The organism is Oceanobacillus kapialis, assembly GCF_044790185.1.
GTDB lineage: Bacteria > Bacillota > Bacilli > Bacillales > Amphibacillaceae > Oceanobacillus_B > Oceanobacillus_B kapialis.
In genome coordinates this window covers 1,341,677-1,357,307 of record NZ_CP085256.1, presented here as the reverse complement: position 1 = coordinate 1,357,307, position 15,631 = coordinate 1,341,677, and the positions used below count along the sequence as shown (strand labels likewise).

Below are 15,631 nucleotides of genomic sequence, written 5' to 3'. Positions count from 1 at the left end.
TTTGAGTTAATATAAAATTATACTAATAGTCTAAAGGTGATTAAATGAATGAGCGAAAACGACAAGTTTTACTTACGGCGCAACGTCTGTTTATTGATAAAGGATTTAGTGCAACTTCTGTTCAAGATATTTTGGAAGGCTCCAAAATATCAAAAGGAACGTTTTATAATTATTTCACCTCAAAAAATGAATGCCTTGTGGCCATTTTGGAATATGTAAATGAAGAAACTTTTGTTCGAAGAAGAGAATTACTTATTGGGGAAAATAAAGCAGATAAACATGTTCTGGCTAATCAGATTGCTGTTAGAATGCAGGTTAACCGTGAGGAAAACCTATTCATGTTATTTGAAGCAATTTTCCACTCTGGAGATCAGGAGCTACGTGATTTCGTGAAAAGGAACCATTTAAAAGAACTTTTTTGGCTTTCTGATAGATTGATCGATGTATACGGTGAAAAAGCCTCCCCCTATGCACTTGACGGAGCCGCACTCTTACTCGGCATGATGCAACAAATTTTCCATATTTGGGCCGCAGCGAGTAATAGTTTAGGAGAGATGAATACATTGGTGTTATTTGTACTTCGAAGGATGGATTCCATCATCCCCGACCTCATTTCCAGCCAGGACAATCTTTTAAATGAGGATGTAGGCTTATCACTGAAACGCAATCTAAATAGTAAACAGTATTCAAGAGATCAAATAATAGAACAACTAACGGGATTCACTGAGAAGCTGTCTGATGAAGCTAATGTGGACGGAAAACAATGTATTCATTTTTTAATGGAAGAATTGAATACAGAGAACCCTCGCATTTATCTTATTGAAACAGTAACCCGTGCTTTCACGAAAGCATTTACTGGTACACCAGACGAGCTGGAAGCAAGAGAAATTGCTTCCAGGCTATGGAGCTATGTTGATTCCGTTAACAATGGCTAAAATAATTAGGAAACAAAAACGGAGTAAAAAAAGAACAAAAGCGCGGGGCGCCCGTTTAGAAACGTAGCGAGTGGAACGAATCAACTGAGATAAAGGAATCACGGTAAGGTTACGAACCGATGATGACTTATCGTAGGGCGATTCCGTGAAGTCGCCTAGTTTCTTGGCGCTGTAGCTGGACGGGGCTGTTCCTGTCTAAAAAAACATACCGCCAATTTTCTATACTTCCTTATCTATCGAAAACACCCTTGAAAGTTAGGTTACTATGTCTAACTTTCAAGGGTCAAAAACAAGATACCATTTATCTCGCGGCCTTCTTATTTCTATAAACTACTAACTTCTCTAAACGCCCCCGATTGTATCGCTGTGCTATAATGATCGGTAGATTAAATAGAAGGGCATAGATAACCATGATATAGCTTGCCCACAAAGGATTCCAAATAAAGAAAAAACCGGCAGGCAGAATAGAAAGCCAATGCGTTAGTTCAGCACGTCTCGACTCTGTAATAAATTGAATTAAAGAAGTCGTGTCACGGCCAGGGAGCTCTTTTTTATTATAACCTGCTCCCATTACGGATGACCCATCGGGAATAAGACCTTTCCAGCTTTTCACACGGAAAAAATCTTGCCATAACCTCCCCTCTCTTTCCCATTTCTTTATTCTGTACAACCAACCATCAGATGCAAACCACTTCTCAGGCATGGAAAGAGTTAGGAAGGAGATCCCCATATGAAACACAGCCCATGCCACAATATCAAGTAGGATAATCCAATGAACTGAAAGCTCCACAAGGGGCATTCTGTATCCTCCTTCACTTTATAACTTAATCTTTCTACCACGCCAGCTTACAGTTTTCCGTATGTGGGTTAAATATATAGACCAGAAAAACAGGATAGTAAAGAACAAAAATAATAATGGATAGAAAGCTAGTACTACATAAGAGAAGTTCCCTGTCCTTCTAGCAAAAAGGCTAACTTGCCCAAATAATAGAACATACAGGAAAGTCGCTATAATGGTCCAGTCAGTGCCACCAGCATAGCCGGCAAGCATGAAGAACGGTAAACTAAGAAAAGCACCACTTATCCAAATACTAATAAAAAAGGTGACAAGTGGATGTGTTTCTTGTGATGCAGTGGCAAAACTTTTTGTCCAGCCTTCCCACAAAGAACCAATTCCTTCTGGGTACATCCGAAAGTTTATTACACCTCGCCCCCCCATAACAATAGACGGGATCTCCCGCTTCTCTAAAAGCTTCACCTAGTGCGAGATCATCCATAACAGCATTCCGAATAACTTCATGTCCGCCAACATTCATATAATCTGCTTTGTTACATAAAATACAGGGACCGAATGCTCCAGCACCCTTTAACCTGTGTTTCCATATAGAGAAAACACTCATACCAACCATTACAATAATATTAAATAGAGCGGAAAGATTTTCATAAGGTCTTCTTATCGTATGATATGGTTGAAGTGACAAGATCCCCCGAGCTCCTAATCTTTGATAGGTTAAGGCAATCTGCTGTAAGCTTTTTCAGTTTGCAATTGAGTGTCAGCATCCAAAAACAGAAGCCAATCACCATTAGCGTGCTTCGCTCCCGTCCAGCAAGCTGCAGACTTTCCTATCCATCCATTTTTCAGGCGATCATTCTGTACAACCTTTACCCCGTAAGAAGTGGCAATACTCGCTGTTTTATCTGTAGAGCCATCATCTATTAGAATTGTTTCAAAACGTATTCCCTGCTGGAGTTGCAAAGATTTAAGTAGTGGAGTAATACGTTTTGCCTCATTGCGGGCAGGAATAATAATAGATACCATTTCACTCGTATTTTTGTTCGTACTATAAAGAGTTGGCAAAGGGACTTTCCAAAACATTAAGAAACCACTAATAATCGCTAATATAATAATGATGACACAGCAAATAAATAGAATGTACATAGTTACCTCCACTTTTACTGTCTTTTGGTTTCTTACAAGCGTCCTTAGTTTGTAGTGCCTTTATGATCACGATTAACGATCTTTTGGCACACCTGCTGCCCGCTTAGTGTTACCATTGGCATCCCACCACCTGGGTTCACTGTACCACCAACAAAATACAGGTTATCGTATTTCTCGCTATGTTTAGGATGTTTAAAACCCTTATTTTTCTTTTTATCCGATAACGTCCCGTATATCGAGCCGCGATGAGAGGCGTAGGTGCGTTCAATATCATCCGGGGTCCACATATCTTCTGTCACAATATGTTTACGTAGATCCGTTAGTCCCATCGTTTCCAGCTTGTTTAAAACACGTTCCCGAAATTGTAGATAATCCTGTTTATCAAATGGCACATCCTGTTTATATGGAATATGTGGTAGTACCTTAATATTTTCATAACCTTCAGGAGCTTGCTTAGGGTCTGTCTTATTCACATTAACTAAATAGATCGTTGGGTCATCAGGTAACTCATGATTCCGGAATACTTTATTCATTTGCTGCTGTAAATTTTCAGAAAAGAAAAAGTTGTGATGCGCCAGCTGAGGATACAATCTATTGATCCCCAAGTGTAGAACTAATCCAGAACTGGATGGTTCAAACTGCTTTTCCAATCTTTCGATAAACGCTTCGCTCTCTTGTAACAAATGCTGATAAGCAGGAATCACTTCCATATTCGAGATAAAGTAATCCGCTCGTTTTCGAGAACCGTCTGCTAATTCTGCGGCTATTATCTCATTCCGCTCATTTTTAATCAGCTTTTCAACAGGCTCGTTCTTATGTAACTCTACCCCTAATTCCCTAGCTAGTTTTTCCATTCCACCAGCAATATTGTGCATCCCTCCAGGAACATACCAAACACCTTGTGCATGCTGCATGTATATCATCATGTTTAAAATAGCGGGTGCATCATAGGGTGAAGATCCAACATATTTGATAAAATAAGCTAGCATATTGCGCAATTTAGGATTACTGATTCGTTTTTTTATTGCCTCATACATTGTAGAGAAGAGATCAAACCCTGTAAGCGAATGGACAACTCCATGGTGCTTCACTAATTCTTTTGTAGTATCCAATCCTTCTGCAAAGTAGCCTTTCTCTGTCATTTTATATAAATCACGGGCATAGTGAAGAAAGTTTTGATACTCAGCCATGTCATGTTTCGTTAAATCAGCGTTTTCTTGAACCATTTTCCCCAAATCGGAATAAAGGTCAATCTTTGTCCCATCAGGAAAAAATGAACGCCATTCATGCTCAAGTCGAGTAATAGGTATATAATCTTCCATATTACGCCCACTTTTGATAAATAACGTTTCAAAAATATGTGGCATTGTTAGCATAGATGGACCTAAGTCAAAGCCAAACCCGTCCTGATCTAGACGGTTCACTTTGCCACCAAAATGGTTGTTCTTTTCATATAAAGCTACTTCATACCCTTCTTGTGCAAGCGAAATTGCTGCAGAGAGCCCTCCAAGTCCCCCGCCAACAATTAAAACGGATGCCTTATTTGCCATATGTGCACCTTCCTTAAACAACTTTTTCTTTTGTTGCCCTGTAAATACGTTGCATATCAACTGGGGAAACATAATTACGCCGTTGCAAACAATCATACTGATTATTACGGACCGCCTGTATAATACCACGATATACCTTAGCCGACAATAAGACAGGAAACTGGCTATCGTTATCGTAGTAAAGGATGGCATCATGAAAAGAATCATACAATTCCTCAGCACGGATGGCCATCTTTTCCCATACCCGAATAAAACCATCATTAATAGTTAATTGGTCTAAGTCTTCTGCTGAGTATCCTTCATTTTTCAGTTCCATAGCTGGTAGATAAATACGACCATTTTGAAAGTAATCTTCTCCTACATCCCGTAACATATTCGTTAGCTGCATAGCTACCCCAAGGTTAACAGAATGGTGACGAAGGTCAACCTTCGCCTCAGAAGCAATGATTGGTAACAACATCAACCCTACTGATCCCGCTACATAGTAACTATATTCCTCGACATCTTTCATCGTTAAGGGCGAGCGAAAATGGATGTCCATTTTTTGGCCAGATAACTGATCATAAAAAGGTTGTAACGACATATCATAATGATTAAACACATCACGAAGAGCTCGCCATAGAGGTGTATCTCTTTCCTCGTGCTGTTCAAATAAATATAATTCATGTCTTAATCGATTTATAGCTTTTTCTTGTTCTTCTTTAGAACCAGCTTTATCCACACTATCATCAGCCATGCGACAAAAAGCATAAATAGCGAATACTGCTCTTGCTTTTTGCTTTGGAAGTTGCTTAAAGGCATAATAAAAGCTTCTGGAGTGTTGCTTGATAATCGCTTCACAATAATGATAATCTTGTTCCAACTTGTCATGATATTTTACTTTCATGCGAGTACCTCCTGTTTATGAAACTTCATGCTTTGCTTCTTCCCCACGATCATCAAGTAACAGTTCTTCAGTTGCAATTTTGGCGGAGAGTAAAACGATTGGTACTCCTGCTCCCGGGTGAGTACTGCTACCTGTAAAATACAGATTTTCGCAATCTTTTGCTTTACTCTGCGGTCGCATATGGTTACTTTGCGCAAGATTTGGTTGTAATCCAAAACAAGCTCCATTATATGCATTAAATTTAGTCGCAAAGTCAGGTGGTGTCATATACGTTTCTGACACGATCTCCTCTTCTATTCGCTCAAAGCCATCTAACTTTTTCAGGCGATCCAGTACCTTCTTACGATAATAAGCAATTGTTTCATCGTTCCATTCATATTCTGAGGTTGACAGATCAGAAACTGGCACAAGGATATACAAACCATCTTTACCTTCTGGTGCAAGTGTTGGATCAAGCTTAGACCCTATATAAACATAAAAAGAGGGATCTTCGAGCAGCTTCCCTTCGAATATTCCATTGAGATTTTCGGCAAACCCTTCACTGAACATAAAATTGTGAACTTGATCAATCGTTTCATACTTCCGCTCCATCCCTAGATACATAATGAAACAAGAACAGGAATATTTCATACTATCAATCTTCTTATCTGTATATTTCCCTTTCGCCTGCGGGTCTTGGATTAAATACTTCATCGCATAAGGAAAGTCAGCATTACACATTACAAAGTCAGAATAGATAACTTGATTGCCCAATCTTATACCTTTTGCAACCTTATCTTCAATTATCACTTCATCAACTGTGCTATTATAGTGTACAGAGCCCCCAAGTTCCAGGAAGAGTCGCTCCATAGCGGTAGCCATCGTATGCATACCACCTTTTATAAACCAGACACCGTAAAGCATTTCGATCATAGGTATCATGGTATATAACGACGGGCCGTTAAAGGGAGAGACACCAATATATAAGGTTTGAAAGCTAATCATCTGTTTAAGTCGCTCATTTTTTATATATTTCCCGATAAAGCGATCCGCACTGTCAAAGGTCTTTAATTTTAATGCCTGTCTGAGCATAAAAGGGTTATAAAAATCAGTCGCCTTACGAAAAGGCCGCTGTATAAAATGCTTCTTAGCTACTAAAAATCGTTCATAAATTTTTTGTAAATAAGTTAGAAAGCCATCTGCATCTTCATCACTAATTTCTTCTAGTGTTTGCATAAGCTCAATTAAGTCTGAGGATATATCATAACGTTCATCAGCGTTATCTCCGAAAAATACGGAATACATCGGGTCAAGCCTTTCCATCGGAATATAATCTTCGGGATTTCTTCCAGTAAGCTCAAAAACTTCACGATACAATTCAGGCATCATTACAATACTAGGTCCTAAATCAAACTGATAACCATCCTTTTCAATTTTGTGCATTTTCCCACCAGGTATTGCTTCTTTTTCATACAGTGCTACTTGATACCCTTCATGCTGTAAGCGAATGGCGCTAGCAAGACCAGCAACCCCTGCTCCAATGACAATAACGCGCTTCTTTTCCATTTTTTTCTCTCCCTGTTCTTCAGTTACATCCATCGCCAACCATTGAACTTAAGAAGCTATGTGAAGTAGTATTTCTACTACGTTGTACAATGTTATATAACTTTGTGTTATCTTGCTTGTATCCTTCTATACCCGAGCAAAACAGGTTACAAACAATATAAATTTGGGAATGTACTATATAAGCTTGTCTAACCTTTGTTATTAAAACATTAGACACTTTTCACTTGAAAGGATGATAAACATGCGCATTACACAAAAAAAGAAGGAATACTACATAAAAGAAGCAGCTGAGCTAACAGGGTTATCCAGGCAAGTAATTCGCAAGTGGGAAGACAGGTACTGTTCTCTTACCCCTAAAAGGAAGGAAAATGGATACAGAGTCTACAACCAAGAAGACATAAAAAAATTAATTAAAATAAAGGCCTATCAAAAACAAGGCTATACATTACAAGAAGCAGTAAACAACGTTCATAGTGAAATGGAGAGAAATTATTATAATTCTAGAGAAAAGAATCTAGACTTTTTTATATTGGATTTAATAGAAAAGGGGAAGAGGTGTGACGAGGCTGGGCTTAATCAGGCATTAAGACAATCCTATCACTATTATGGGATGGAGCATTTCCTCAAAGAAATAGTTATCCCTTTCCTTATAGAAGTAGGTAATCGCTGGGAACGGGGGGAATGGGAAGCCTTTCAGGAATCTATTGTTAGTCTGGTCATTCGTGACTTCCTAATAGAAATCCGCCGCAGCTTCCACTATCCAGAAACAGCGCCACTAATTCTTGGTGCTTGTCTACCAGGGGAACAACATGAAATACCTGTTCATATTATTCTTTTAGAGTGCTTGCTGAAAGGATGGAAAACTAAGCTAGTCGGAGCCTCGCCAGCACCTGGGTCTATAGAGTCGCTTGTTCGGGGGTTAAGGCCCCGTAAAGTGCTATTATCAGCAACGACGAGCATCCCTTTCGAACAAAATCCTAGCCTGCTTGGAATGTTAGACAGCTTTGCGGGAAAACACCCTGAGATTCACTTTTATCTTGGTGGTTATGGTGCTGTGACTTTTGCAACGGGCAAGCAACTTCAACACCTAACTTTAACGAATTCAATTAAAGAGGTTATTACATTAGAGCCTTTAGTTGGTACGTCTTTTCCCAGTTCTTAAAATAATGTAGATTTCATTCGGTTTGGGGTTCCCTCTCTCCCCCAAATGTTAGTCGAACGAACCGGACCCTTACTGGAAGTCGAGCCCCGGGGTTTTCCTTCCAGATAAGACGAGATAAATGAAAGACAAATGTGCAAGCTTACACAGGAACATACTTAAAATGAACGTGCCCAACATGATAAAAAAAGAGAACCTCCACTTTTTAAATGGAGGTTCTCACTATAATTATTTATCACCGGCAACCCGGACGATATATTCCAATGCCGTTTGCACACTCTTAAACGTCTTCATATTTCTGAATTTATCCTGAATCGTTGCAGTTTGCACTGCCATATCCGGCCGAATCCCTGCAACAAGTAATTGTTTTCCCATCAGAGAGATAAATTGGTGTATTTTTAGAAATCGAGCAACCGTATTATTATCCACTTCGTATAAACCTGAGAGATCAATAATTAAATAATCTTGATCAGATTCCTCCAAATAACTTGATACTGATTTCATAATAGTATCGAGCCGTTCTTCTTCCATCGTGCCAATTAAAGGAAGAACAGAAGCGTCATCTCGCACTGGTACAATCGGAGTGGAAATCCGCTCTATTTCCTTTAAGTGCTCTTCTAGCTGTCGCTCATTCTCTTTATCTTTTGTAACATCTTTTTGCACGCCTACAAAATAGGTTCTTTGATCTTCCTCCACCCACATAGGGTCAATGGAGAGTTCATTCCAAAAACCGGTACCATCTTTTTTATAATTGTATAGCTGAACCTTTACAGGCTGTTCAGCTATAATTGCATCACGAATTTCCTGTAAACTTGCTTCATCCGTTTCTTCGCCTTGTAAAAAGCGACAATTCTCCCCTATGATTTCACTTTCTTGATAGCCGGTTAAATTATAAAATCCCTGATTTGCAAAAACAATTGGATTATCTTTCATTGTTGGGTCTGTGATAATTAGGCCAACTCCTGTGTAATTCAGTGCACGTTCTATTAAATAATGCCTGCTTTGGATATTTTTCGTCACGCTCGGTTTCACCTCTATAATAGTTGCTACTTATTACCTTCCATCTTATCGAACAATTTTAGAATTGTCTATAATTCTCATAGACTATACGTAATGATTCCTATTTTTTAGTCTTAAAAAGAAGGTGGTAGGGCTTTTCGCTTAGCACACCTTTTTCCTGATCTAATCCTTCTTTGGTCCCTCTTTTTTTGTGAGCATGCTGATATGCTTTAGACCCCTGCCAATCTTGAAATGCTTTTACAGTTTCCCATTGGGTTAAAATTAGAAACGTGTTATCGGTTAGGGGACGTAATACTCGGATGGACAAAAAGCCTTTTTCTTTCTCAATTAGTTTAGGCCGGTTAAGAAAACGTTTCTCAAATCTTTCCCTGGAGGCGGGATTAACAGAAACGTAATTGAATACATGTATGGCATCTTCCTTTAGCGCACCAGATTCATCTATAATTTCATATTCTTTTTCATCAATATAAACTTTGTTTCCCTTGTTGGATAAAAATAAAGATTCTTCTCCTTCCAAATATTGTAGCGCAATGTTCATTTCTAACTACCTTCCTTCAACGTCATTTTCTCTAGTATATACCGTTCAATCACCTTATTAAAGGATAGAGGTTCTAACATATGAAAGGAGATGCCAGTGTTAGGAAGCTCTTTTATTTCTTGATATACTTTTCCTTTTCCAAATGTAAAAGGTATAACAGAAAAACTTCCAAACTCTTGGTGAAAATCTGCTAGTTTATTGGTGGAATTTTTATCTACCAGGAGAACAGACATACACGGAGTACTGGCACTTACAGACAGTTCCCGAGCCATTTTAGACAGAGCTTCGCCAGCCGTATTGTGATCCGATCCATGTGCTGCCAATACCAAAGGCCCTTTTATTCGATAGTTTTGTTGGATATAATCCCGAAATAGGCTATCTTCTACCAAAGGGGAGAGCAGGTTCACTGATGGATTTACTTCTAATTCTTTACCTATTATGTCTTCTTCATAATGCTTTCCTCTCAAAAAAATGAGTGGCAGAATTGTCAATTGGTAACCTTTAGAGTAGGTACACCAAGTATCTTTCCACAGAGGCGAACCAAATTCTAAAAAGCACCCCACTACCTTATTATGCAGCTCTGTTTGGAGGCGTTCAATCATCCTAAGAAAACTTTTGTTCTTTTCTTCATTCGGGGAGCCATGATAGATAATAATTGTAATGTGTTTCAACTGCTTGTCCCCTTTCTTACTATTTTTCTGTTTAAACCCCTAAACAGAACATACATTTTATTGTATACTATTTGAGGCTCGTTTGCTCCTCATAGGTTTTCTAGGGGCTAATTGAGTCAGTTACAAGCTAAAGAAAGAAGGGACTATTTATATGAACGGAACGGCACATGCTGCTGTAGGAGCCGGAGCAGGATTTATTGTGGCAAATACCCATACAGTCACACCCACTGAAACACTACTACTCGTGAGTATAGGGACAATAGCAGGCTTACTTCCTGATCTCGATATTGATGGAAAACTACGTGGAAGAATCACCCTATCCCACAAAATGTTTCGTACGATTGCGCAGCTGATTGGGATTCTAATGATTACTTATAGCATTTATGAGGGCGACGGTACAAATCAGTTTATTGGACTAGGGATTGGGGTTTTACTTCTCATTTTAGCTTCTTTTCTTAAACAAAAACATATGCTTCTTCTTACCGGGATTGCTGTAATGGCAGTTGGCCTGTCCTTACAAGAAATGTGGCTCTTATTACTTGGCGTGTATATACTCATTGCTTCTGTAGTGGCACACAGATCCTATACTCATTCGGCTATTGGCGTAATATTTGTTGGGTATATCGCATATCGTTTGGAGTTGTCATTTGCTCTACCTGGTATACATAGCACCTGCCTTGCTGGTTATATAAGCCATCTAGTTGCAGACAGCAAACTTCTTCCTTTTAACAAGAGAGGAATCAAACTTTTTCTACCCTTTTCCTCAAAGGAAGTATGAGACATTGTAATAAACAAAGGAAGGTACACTATTTATTGGATTGACGTGCGGCTTATTCTCTTCAGTGTGCGACTCCCTCTACTGTGCGCCACTTATTCTCTTCCTTTGCAACTTTTGATGTGACATAAAATAGAATACAAAAAACGGACATCATCCGAATCATTTCAAAATATGATCGGATACGTCCGGATAGTTATTTATTTTTGTGTTTAGATCACACTTTAACAATGTACTTCTTTCCACTATTAAAAGCGGAGGAGCGTTATGTCGCAACCCTTGACCTTTAGTTATTTTGATTAATAGCTTTATGAAGTTGAAGCATTTCCTGAGATAGCTTTGTAATTCGTTCATTAACAAGCTTATTTGTAATTTCATTATCATCATTAAAATCATCATTATGCACGAACACACTGTACGTTGGAACCATGCCTTTTAAATACGAAAGAATTGGCTTTAGTTGATATTCAGAGACAAGAAAATGCTTCTCCACCCCTCCTGTCGTAACCATTCCAGTTACTTTTGATTTAAAAGCATCTACAGGTAAGTGATCAAACAAATTTTTTAGCACTCCAGAAATCGAAGCCTGATAAATCGGCGATCCAAATACTAGAGCATCTGCTGATGTAATTTTGTTTACTACATCCCAAGTGTCTTGATTATAGCTTACTAACGGAAAGCCCCGTACAATTTCTATATCATATTCCTTCAGATCAATTAATTCTGTCTCAAGCGATGAGTCAAACGACTTTGCTGCCATTAGAACATCATGTACGGCTTGGGATGTTTTATCACCTACGACAGAACCAGATATTCCTACAAGTTTCAACTGGACCCCTCCCCCTCGTTTCATGTAAAGCATATGTAGAGAATAAGGCGTTCGTGAACACCTTATTCTATTGTATGTTTATTTTGTAGCCGCTTCAAACTTCTCGGCTACCTTCTGCCAATCAATGATATTAAAGAAGTTTTCAATGTATTCTGGTCTTCTATTTTGATAATTTAAGTAATAAGCATGTTCCCATACATCTAAACCAAGAATTGGTGTTTGACCTTCCATAACAGGGCTATCCTGATTTGGTGTGCTTGTAACTTCAAGTTCGTTATTTTCATTTACTACAAGCCAAGCCCAACCAGAACCAAAACGAGTAGTTGCAGCATCTGCAAATTTTTGCTCAAAACTGCTGATACTGCCAAAAGCTGCTTCCATAGCTTCTGCAAGCTTGCCTTCGGGAGCTGCCGCCTCTTTTGATGGTGCAATAATTTCCCAGAATAGAGAGTGGTTTAGGTGCCCTCCACCATTATTTCTTACTGCAGTACGAATTTCACTAGGCAGTGCTTCCAAATCTGACAGCAATGCTTCTAAAGATTTCTCTTGAAGGCCCTTGTGGCCCTCCAACGCTCCATTAAGTTTTGTTACATATGTTTGATGATGCTTTCCGTGATGGATTTCCATCGTTTTTGCATCAATATAAGGTTCTAATGCATTTAGTGCATAAGGTAATTCAGGTAATTCAAATTTACTCATGAATTGTTCCTCCCTAGTCAAATTAGTTTATACTTTTTATACTATAAAGTATAATAAGTTTAAGTAAAGGTTACCTTATCCAAATTTGCAGTGCAACTTAAATGCTCGAAAGCATAGGGAGTTATTTAGGATCACATTTAAAAGGGAAGAAGGGGTTAACATGAGGCAGCAAAAAACTACAAAGGATAAAATTCTTGATCTTTTAAAAAAAGAAGTTCAAATGACTGTTGGAGACCTATTGAGAGAATTGCAAATCACCGACATGGCAGTTAGAAAGCACCTTTCTGTTATGCAAAAAGATGGGTTAATTACTACTGAAGAGAGAAAACAACCAATGGGAAGACCAGTCGTTAGCTATTCTCTCTCAGAAAAAGGTGAATTACTTTTCCCCAAAAGCTATGAAGGATTAAGTGTAGAATTTTTGCAAGATATTGAAACAATCCATGGTATCGCTTCTGTTGAACAGCTTTTCCGCAACCGTGAAAAACGCCTAACAAAAGAATACACAATACGCATGCAAAAAAAATCTCCGCAGGAACGAATGAGGGAAATTAAAGAAATTCAGGAAGAAAAGGGCTATATGGCTGAAATCAATCATCTAGATGATAACTCTTATGAGCTCATCGAATATAATTGCCCGATTATGGCGGTTGCCAAGGAATATAAAGTAGCATGCAAGTGTGAAACAAACATGTTTAAAAATGTTTTACAAACAGAGCATGTTACGCGGACAAGCTGTAAAACGGAGGGGAATAACCATTGCAGGTTTCAAATTAGCTTCTAACTCCCCTCCATTTTTTATTGACCTTGTTTTAATACTGCTGTTTGTATTCCTGCCGCCATCATTTTTTTCTCAGCTTCATCTTCAATCATATCCTTTAGCTCTTTTAAAACAGGATGAAAATCCGTATGTTTGCCAAGCATAAAACTCATCCCATGTTCCACTGGCAACCACGTGTCAATTGAAGCTTCATTATGCTGAATTTGAGCTTCCAGCTTATCAAGTGCATTAGCGGTTTTGGCTTCTAATGTCTCTTTTTCTTCAAATTCCATCCATAGACTATGAATCTCCTGCCCTAATTCTCGAGGTAGCATATCTCTTAAATGGTCTATAGCTTCTTGCTCGCGAGCCTGCTTCAATGCTTTGACTTGTTCATTTTCCAATGTATCAAACGCTGGCACATCGGTTGCTTCCGCCTCGACTAAATCGTGAATAATAATCATTTTAAGTAACTTTGCGGTATCCAACTTCTCTTCCATTAATGGCTCAATGAGCATTGCCATTAAAGAAAGCCTCCAAGTATGCTCCGCAACACTTTCTCGTCTGCCGTTACTAAGCCAACTATGGCGAAGCTCGTATTTAAGCTTTTCTGCGAGCTTTATCACTTGCATCACTTCTTGTAATGTTTCTTTCATTTTAACTGTCTCCTTTATGTACCTCTAGGTTGAGCAAAACGCATCCTGCACATAGACCACTGAAACGAGGAAGTTAAAATCGCATCATGAATTTCCCATAATCTATCTACGACACGCAATTCTACCCACGTTCAGCTAGTACTTTCTGCAAATCTTCAACTACAACCTTCCTAATTGGTATCTGTGGTAATTCACTAACGTAATACCCTGCATTTTTATCCTGGAGCACAAAATCAGCACTATTAAATTCATACAAGTAAAGTGTTGTCTCTTTTAATCGTTGAAGCCATACCTTTTCGATCACAATTACATAATTATGTACACGCAAGTATGTTTTTTATCCAATGAAGATGTGTGTTGATCAACTTGGAAGCAGACCCTGGGACAGTTTCTTGGCGTTAAAAAATTGGGTAACTGTTCTTCACTAATTGCCCACACAAGTGGTCTTCTTTTGTCTAAGTCAATCCTCTCTGGCACACGCGGCTGGAAAATAGAAATGGCCTTTTCTTCACTAACGTGGAAAAGTTTCATAAGCGTTCACCTCTGATGGGTATTAAAAATAAAGTGGAACTTCTTTTTATGGGAGTTTCCTCCCTCCCCACTAAATGTTAATCGAACGAATGGAACTTTAACTGGCAGTAAGACGTCGGGGTCATACTGCCAGTAAAGATCCGGGATAAATTATGTGTCATTGCAGAGACATAAACAGTCTTATAATTATTAAAAAACTACTTAAACAAAGAGCGTATTTTGCCCAACACGCTCTCTCTTCTTGTTTATAATAACCCTAGCATCTGTAAACCTTTTAATATTCCATCATCATTTACCGCTTCTGTTACATATTTAGCTGCTTGCTTTGCTCTTGGATGGCCATCACCCATTGCTACACTATTTGGAATTTCTGTTAACATTTCCAAGTCATTCAATGAATCACCAAACGCTACATGGTTTTCGGCAGGAATATCAAGCAGATCGGTAACTTTTTTAATCCCTACTGCTTTCGACCCTTCAGCAGGCACAACATCTACAGATCTTGGATGCCAACGTACAAAGTTAAAAGCACTATACTTTTCTTCGTAGAATTTCTCCTCTCCTTCTTCACAGAATAAAAGAGATTGAAAAATATCCCTACCCTGGTTGTAGGTCGGGTCATGCTCTAGGCTCATATCAATTTTCAAAGATGCTAAACTTTCCTTGACTACATCGTGGTCTGGAACATTTGCCTTCATTTCCTCTTCTCCCATAAAAACAATAGGATGTTCATTGGCAAGTGATTCTTTTGCTAGGTCCTCCAGCAAGTCGCTTTTTAATGGGTTCTGGTAAATAACTTCACCTTTATAAACGACATATTGACCGTTAAAGCATACATATGTATCGATTCCTAACTCTTCACGTAATGATTGGAAAAAGAACGGTGCCCTTCCAGTAGCTATTGCGACTTCATGCCCTGCTTCCTTTAAATCAGCAATTGCTTTTTTTGTACTGTCAGGTACTTCTTTTTCTTCATTAAGAAGTGTACCATCTATATCAAAAAAGATGATGTGTTTTTCTGCCATGTTGCGTCCCTCCAGATTTTATATTTTCATTATATCCTAGCATACCTAGCATAGCTTATGTAAAGGCTTTCAAGTCAAGTGTTTCCATATAGTCGTAATTATTTTCAATCTAT

At 38.6% G+C, this 15,631-nt stretch carries 18 protein-coding genes and 1 pseudogene; 4 read left to right on the top strand and 15 right to left on the bottom strand.

All coding sequences use genetic code 11. The features are described 5' to 3' along the window. Positions 1 to 44 precede the first annotated feature (44 nt). On the top strand, positions 45 to 935 hold the full coding sequence (locus LG273_RS07170) for a TetR/AcrR family transcriptional regulator (RefSeq protein ID WP_404458908.1): 891 nt from the start codon (positions 45 to 47) through the stop codon (positions 933 to 935). Between the two features lie 301 nt (positions 936 to 1,236). Here LG273_RS07170 and LG273_RS07165 read toward each other — a convergent pair whose 3' ends face one another. The 6 genes from LG273_RS07165 to LG273_RS07140 form a co-directional block, all read right to left on the bottom strand. Continuing rightward, complete coding sequence (locus tag LG273_RS07165) at positions 1,237 to 1,734, bottom strand: glycosyl-4,4'-diaponeurosporenoate acyltransferase (RefSeq protein ID WP_404458907.1); 498 nt, start codon at positions 1,732 to 1,734, stop codon at positions 1,237 to 1,239. Between the two features lie 18 nt (positions 1,735 to 1,752). After that, on the bottom strand, positions 1,753 to 2,193 hold the full coding sequence (locus LG273_RS07160) for a hypothetical protein (RefSeq protein ID WP_404458906.1): 441 nt from the start codon (positions 2,191 to 2,193) through the stop codon (positions 1,753 to 1,755). A 252-nt stretch (positions 2,194 to 2,445) separates the two neighbouring features. Further along, positions 2,446 to 2,874, bottom strand: a complete 429-nt coding sequence (locus LG273_RS07155; protein ID WP_404458904.1) for a glycosyltransferase family 2 protein — start codon at positions 2,872 to 2,874, stop codon at positions 2,446 to 2,448. Positions 2,875 to 2,918: 44 nt separating this feature from the next. After that, positions 2,919 to 4,424, bottom strand: a complete 1,506-nt coding sequence (locus LG273_RS07150; RefSeq protein ID WP_404458902.1) for a phytoene desaturase family protein — start codon at positions 4,422 to 4,424, stop codon at positions 2,919 to 2,921. A 13-nt stretch (positions 4,425 to 4,437) separates the two neighbouring features. Next, positions 4,438 to 5,310, bottom strand: coding sequence for a phytoene/squalene synthase family protein (locus LG273_RS07145; protein WP_379561241.1), 873 nt, complete (start codon positions 5,308 to 5,310; stop codon positions 4,438 to 4,440). A gap of 15 nt (positions 5,311 to 5,325) precedes the next feature. Further along, a complete protein-coding gene (locus LG273_RS07140) occupies positions 5,326 to 6,855 on the bottom strand; it encodes a phytoene desaturase family protein (RefSeq protein WP_404458900.1) in 1,530 nt (509 codons plus the stop codon). Between the two features lie 241 nt (positions 6,856 to 7,096). On the opposite strand from LG273_RS07140, the gene LG273_RS07135 reads away from it, so the two are divergent. After that, on the top strand, positions 7,097 to 8,017 hold the full coding sequence (locus LG273_RS07135; protein WP_404458898.1) for a MerR family transcriptional regulator: 921 nt from the start codon (positions 7,097 to 7,099) through the stop codon (positions 8,015 to 8,017). Between the two features lie 225 nt (positions 8,018 to 8,242). Here the strand turns inward: LG273_RS07135 and LG273_RS07130 are convergent, their stop codons facing one another. The 3 genes from LG273_RS07130 to LG273_RS07120 all read right to left on the bottom strand — a co-directional run bounded on the left by LG273_RS07130 (position 8,243) and on the right by LG273_RS07120 (position 10,243). Further along, positions 8,243 to 9,034 (bottom strand): PAS domain-containing protein, encoded by a 792-nt coding sequence (locus LG273_RS07130; protein ID WP_404458896.1) that lies wholly within the window; start codon positions 9,032 to 9,034, stop codon positions 8,243 to 8,245. Positions 9,035 to 9,134: 100 nt separating this feature from the next. Then, on the bottom strand, positions 9,135 to 9,572 hold the full coding sequence (locus LG273_RS07125) for an antibiotic biosynthesis monooxygenase family protein (RefSeq protein ID WP_379561237.1): 438 nt from the start codon (positions 9,570 to 9,572) through the stop codon (positions 9,135 to 9,137). A 2-nt stretch (positions 9,573 to 9,574) separates the two neighbouring features. Continuing rightward, on the bottom strand, positions 9,575 to 10,243 hold the full coding sequence (locus LG273_RS07120; RefSeq protein WP_404458894.1) for a sirohydrochlorin chelatase: 669 nt from the start codon (positions 10,241 to 10,243) through the stop codon (positions 9,575 to 9,577). A 151-nt stretch (positions 10,244 to 10,394) separates the two neighbouring features. Between LG273_RS07120 and LG273_RS07115 the strand changes: the two genes are divergently transcribed. Next, on the top strand, positions 10,395 to 11,021 hold the full coding sequence (locus LG273_RS07115; RefSeq protein ID WP_404458892.1) for a metal-dependent hydrolase: 627 nt from the start codon (positions 10,395 to 10,397) through the stop codon (positions 11,019 to 11,021). Positions 11,022 to 11,304: 283 nt separating this feature from the next. Here LG273_RS07115 and LG273_RS07110 read toward each other — a convergent pair whose 3' ends face one another. Together LG273_RS07110 and LG273_RS07105 are read right to left on the bottom strand one after the other, a co-directional pair. After that, on the bottom strand, positions 11,305 to 11,847 hold the full coding sequence (locus tag LG273_RS07110; RefSeq protein ID WP_379561233.1) for an NADPH-dependent FMN reductase: 543 nt from the start codon (positions 11,845 to 11,847) through the stop codon (positions 11,305 to 11,307). Between the two features lie 78 nt (positions 11,848 to 11,925). Further along, positions 11,926 to 12,546, bottom strand: coding sequence for a superoxide dismutase (locus LG273_RS07105; RefSeq protein WP_404458890.1), 621 nt, complete (start codon positions 12,544 to 12,546; stop codon positions 11,926 to 11,928). Positions 12,547 to 12,706: 160 nt separating this feature from the next. Here LG273_RS07105 and LG273_RS07100 point away from each other — a divergent pair, with 160 nt between their 5' ends. Beyond that, the gene (locus tag LG273_RS07100) at positions 12,707 to 13,330 is read left to right on the top strand and encodes a helix-turn-helix transcriptional regulator (RefSeq protein ID WP_404458888.1); all 624 of its coding nucleotides are present in this window, start codon (positions 12,707 to 12,709) and stop codon (positions 13,328 to 13,330) included. 14 nt (positions 13,331 to 13,344) lie between these two features. Here the strand turns inward: LG273_RS07100 and LG273_RS07095 are convergent, their stop codons facing one another. The 4 genes and pseudogenes from LG273_RS07095 to LG273_RS07080 all read right to left on the bottom strand — a co-directional run bounded on the left by LG273_RS07095 (position 13,345) and on the right by LG273_RS07080 (position 15,518). Continuing rightward, the gene (locus LG273_RS07095; RefSeq protein WP_379561230.1) at positions 13,345 to 13,962 is read right to left on the bottom strand and encodes an HD domain-containing protein; all 618 of its coding nucleotides are present in this window, start codon (positions 13,960 to 13,962) and stop codon (positions 13,345 to 13,347) included. A 14-nt stretch (positions 13,963 to 13,976) separates the two neighbouring features. Next, a pseudogene (locus LG273_RS07090) lies at positions 13,977 to 14,266 on the bottom strand (DUF6886 family protein). A gap of 2 nt (positions 14,267 to 14,268) precedes the next feature. Beyond that, positions 14,269 to 14,493: a DUF6886 family protein gene (locus LG273_RS07085; RefSeq protein WP_404458886.1), complete on the bottom strand. Its 225-nt coding sequence runs from the start codon at positions 14,491 to 14,493 to the stop codon at positions 14,269 to 14,271. Between the two features lie 245 nt (positions 14,494 to 14,738). After that, positions 14,739 to 15,518: a Cof-type HAD-IIB family hydrolase gene (locus tag LG273_RS07080; protein ID WP_404458884.1), complete on the bottom strand. Its 780-nt coding sequence runs from the start codon at positions 15,516 to 15,518 to the stop codon at positions 14,739 to 14,741. Positions 15,519 to 15,631: the final 113 nt, after the last annotated feature.

Bases quoted from the DNA above. Each gene is read 5' to 3' on its own strand.
- LG273_RS07155 (WP_404458904.1), bottom strand. From the start codon at position 2,874: ATGTACATTCTATTTATTTGCTGTGTCATCATTATTATATTAGCGATT.
- LG273_RS07170 (WP_404458908.1), top strand. From the start codon at position 45: ATGAATGAGCGAAAACGACAAGTTTTACTTACGGCGCAACGTCTGTTT.
- LG273_RS07100 (WP_404458888.1), top strand. From the start codon at position 12,707: ATGAGGCAGCAAAAAACTACAAAGGATAAAATTCTTGATCTTTTAAAA.
- LG273_RS07105 (WP_404458890.1), bottom strand. From the start codon at position 12,546: ATGAGTAAATTTGAATTACCTGAATTACCTTATGCACTAAATGCATTA.
- LG273_RS07115 (WP_404458892.1), top strand. From the start codon at position 10,395: ATGAACGGAACGGCACATGCTGCTGTAGGAGCCGGAGCAGGATTTATT.
- LG273_RS07135 (WP_404458898.1), top strand. From the start codon at position 7,097: ATGCGCATTACACAAAAAAAGAAGGAATACTACATAAAAGAAGCAGCT.
- LG273_RS07085 (WP_404458886.1), bottom strand. From the start codon at position 14,493: ATGAAACTTTTCCACGTTAGTGAAGAAAAGGCCATTTCTATTTTCCAG.
- LG273_RS07150 (WP_404458902.1), bottom strand. From the start codon at position 4,424: ATGGCAAATAAGGCATCCGTTTTAATTGTTGGCGGGGGACTTGGAGGG.
- LG273_RS07145 (WP_379561241.1), bottom strand. From the start codon at position 5,310: ATGAAAGTAAAATATCATGACAAGTTGGAACAAGATTATCATTATTGT.
- LG273_RS07080 (WP_404458884.1), bottom strand. From the start codon at position 15,518: ATGGCAGAAAAACACATCATCTTTTTTGATATAGATGGTACACTTCTT.
- LG273_RS07095 (WP_379561230.1), bottom strand. From the start codon at position 13,962: ATGAAAGAAACATTACAAGAAGTGATGCAAGTGATAAAGCTCGCAGAA.
- LG273_RS07125 (WP_379561237.1), bottom strand. From the start codon at position 9,572: ATGAACATTGCGCTACAATATTTGGAAGGAGAAGAATCTTTATTTTTA.
- LG273_RS07165 (WP_404458907.1), bottom strand. From the start codon at position 1,734: ATGCCCCTTGTGGAGCTTTCAGTTCATTGGATTATCCTACTTGATATT.
- LG273_RS07140 (WP_404458900.1), bottom strand. From the start codon at position 6,855: ATGGAAAAGAAGCGCGTTATTGTCATTGGAGCAGGGGTTGCTGGTCTT.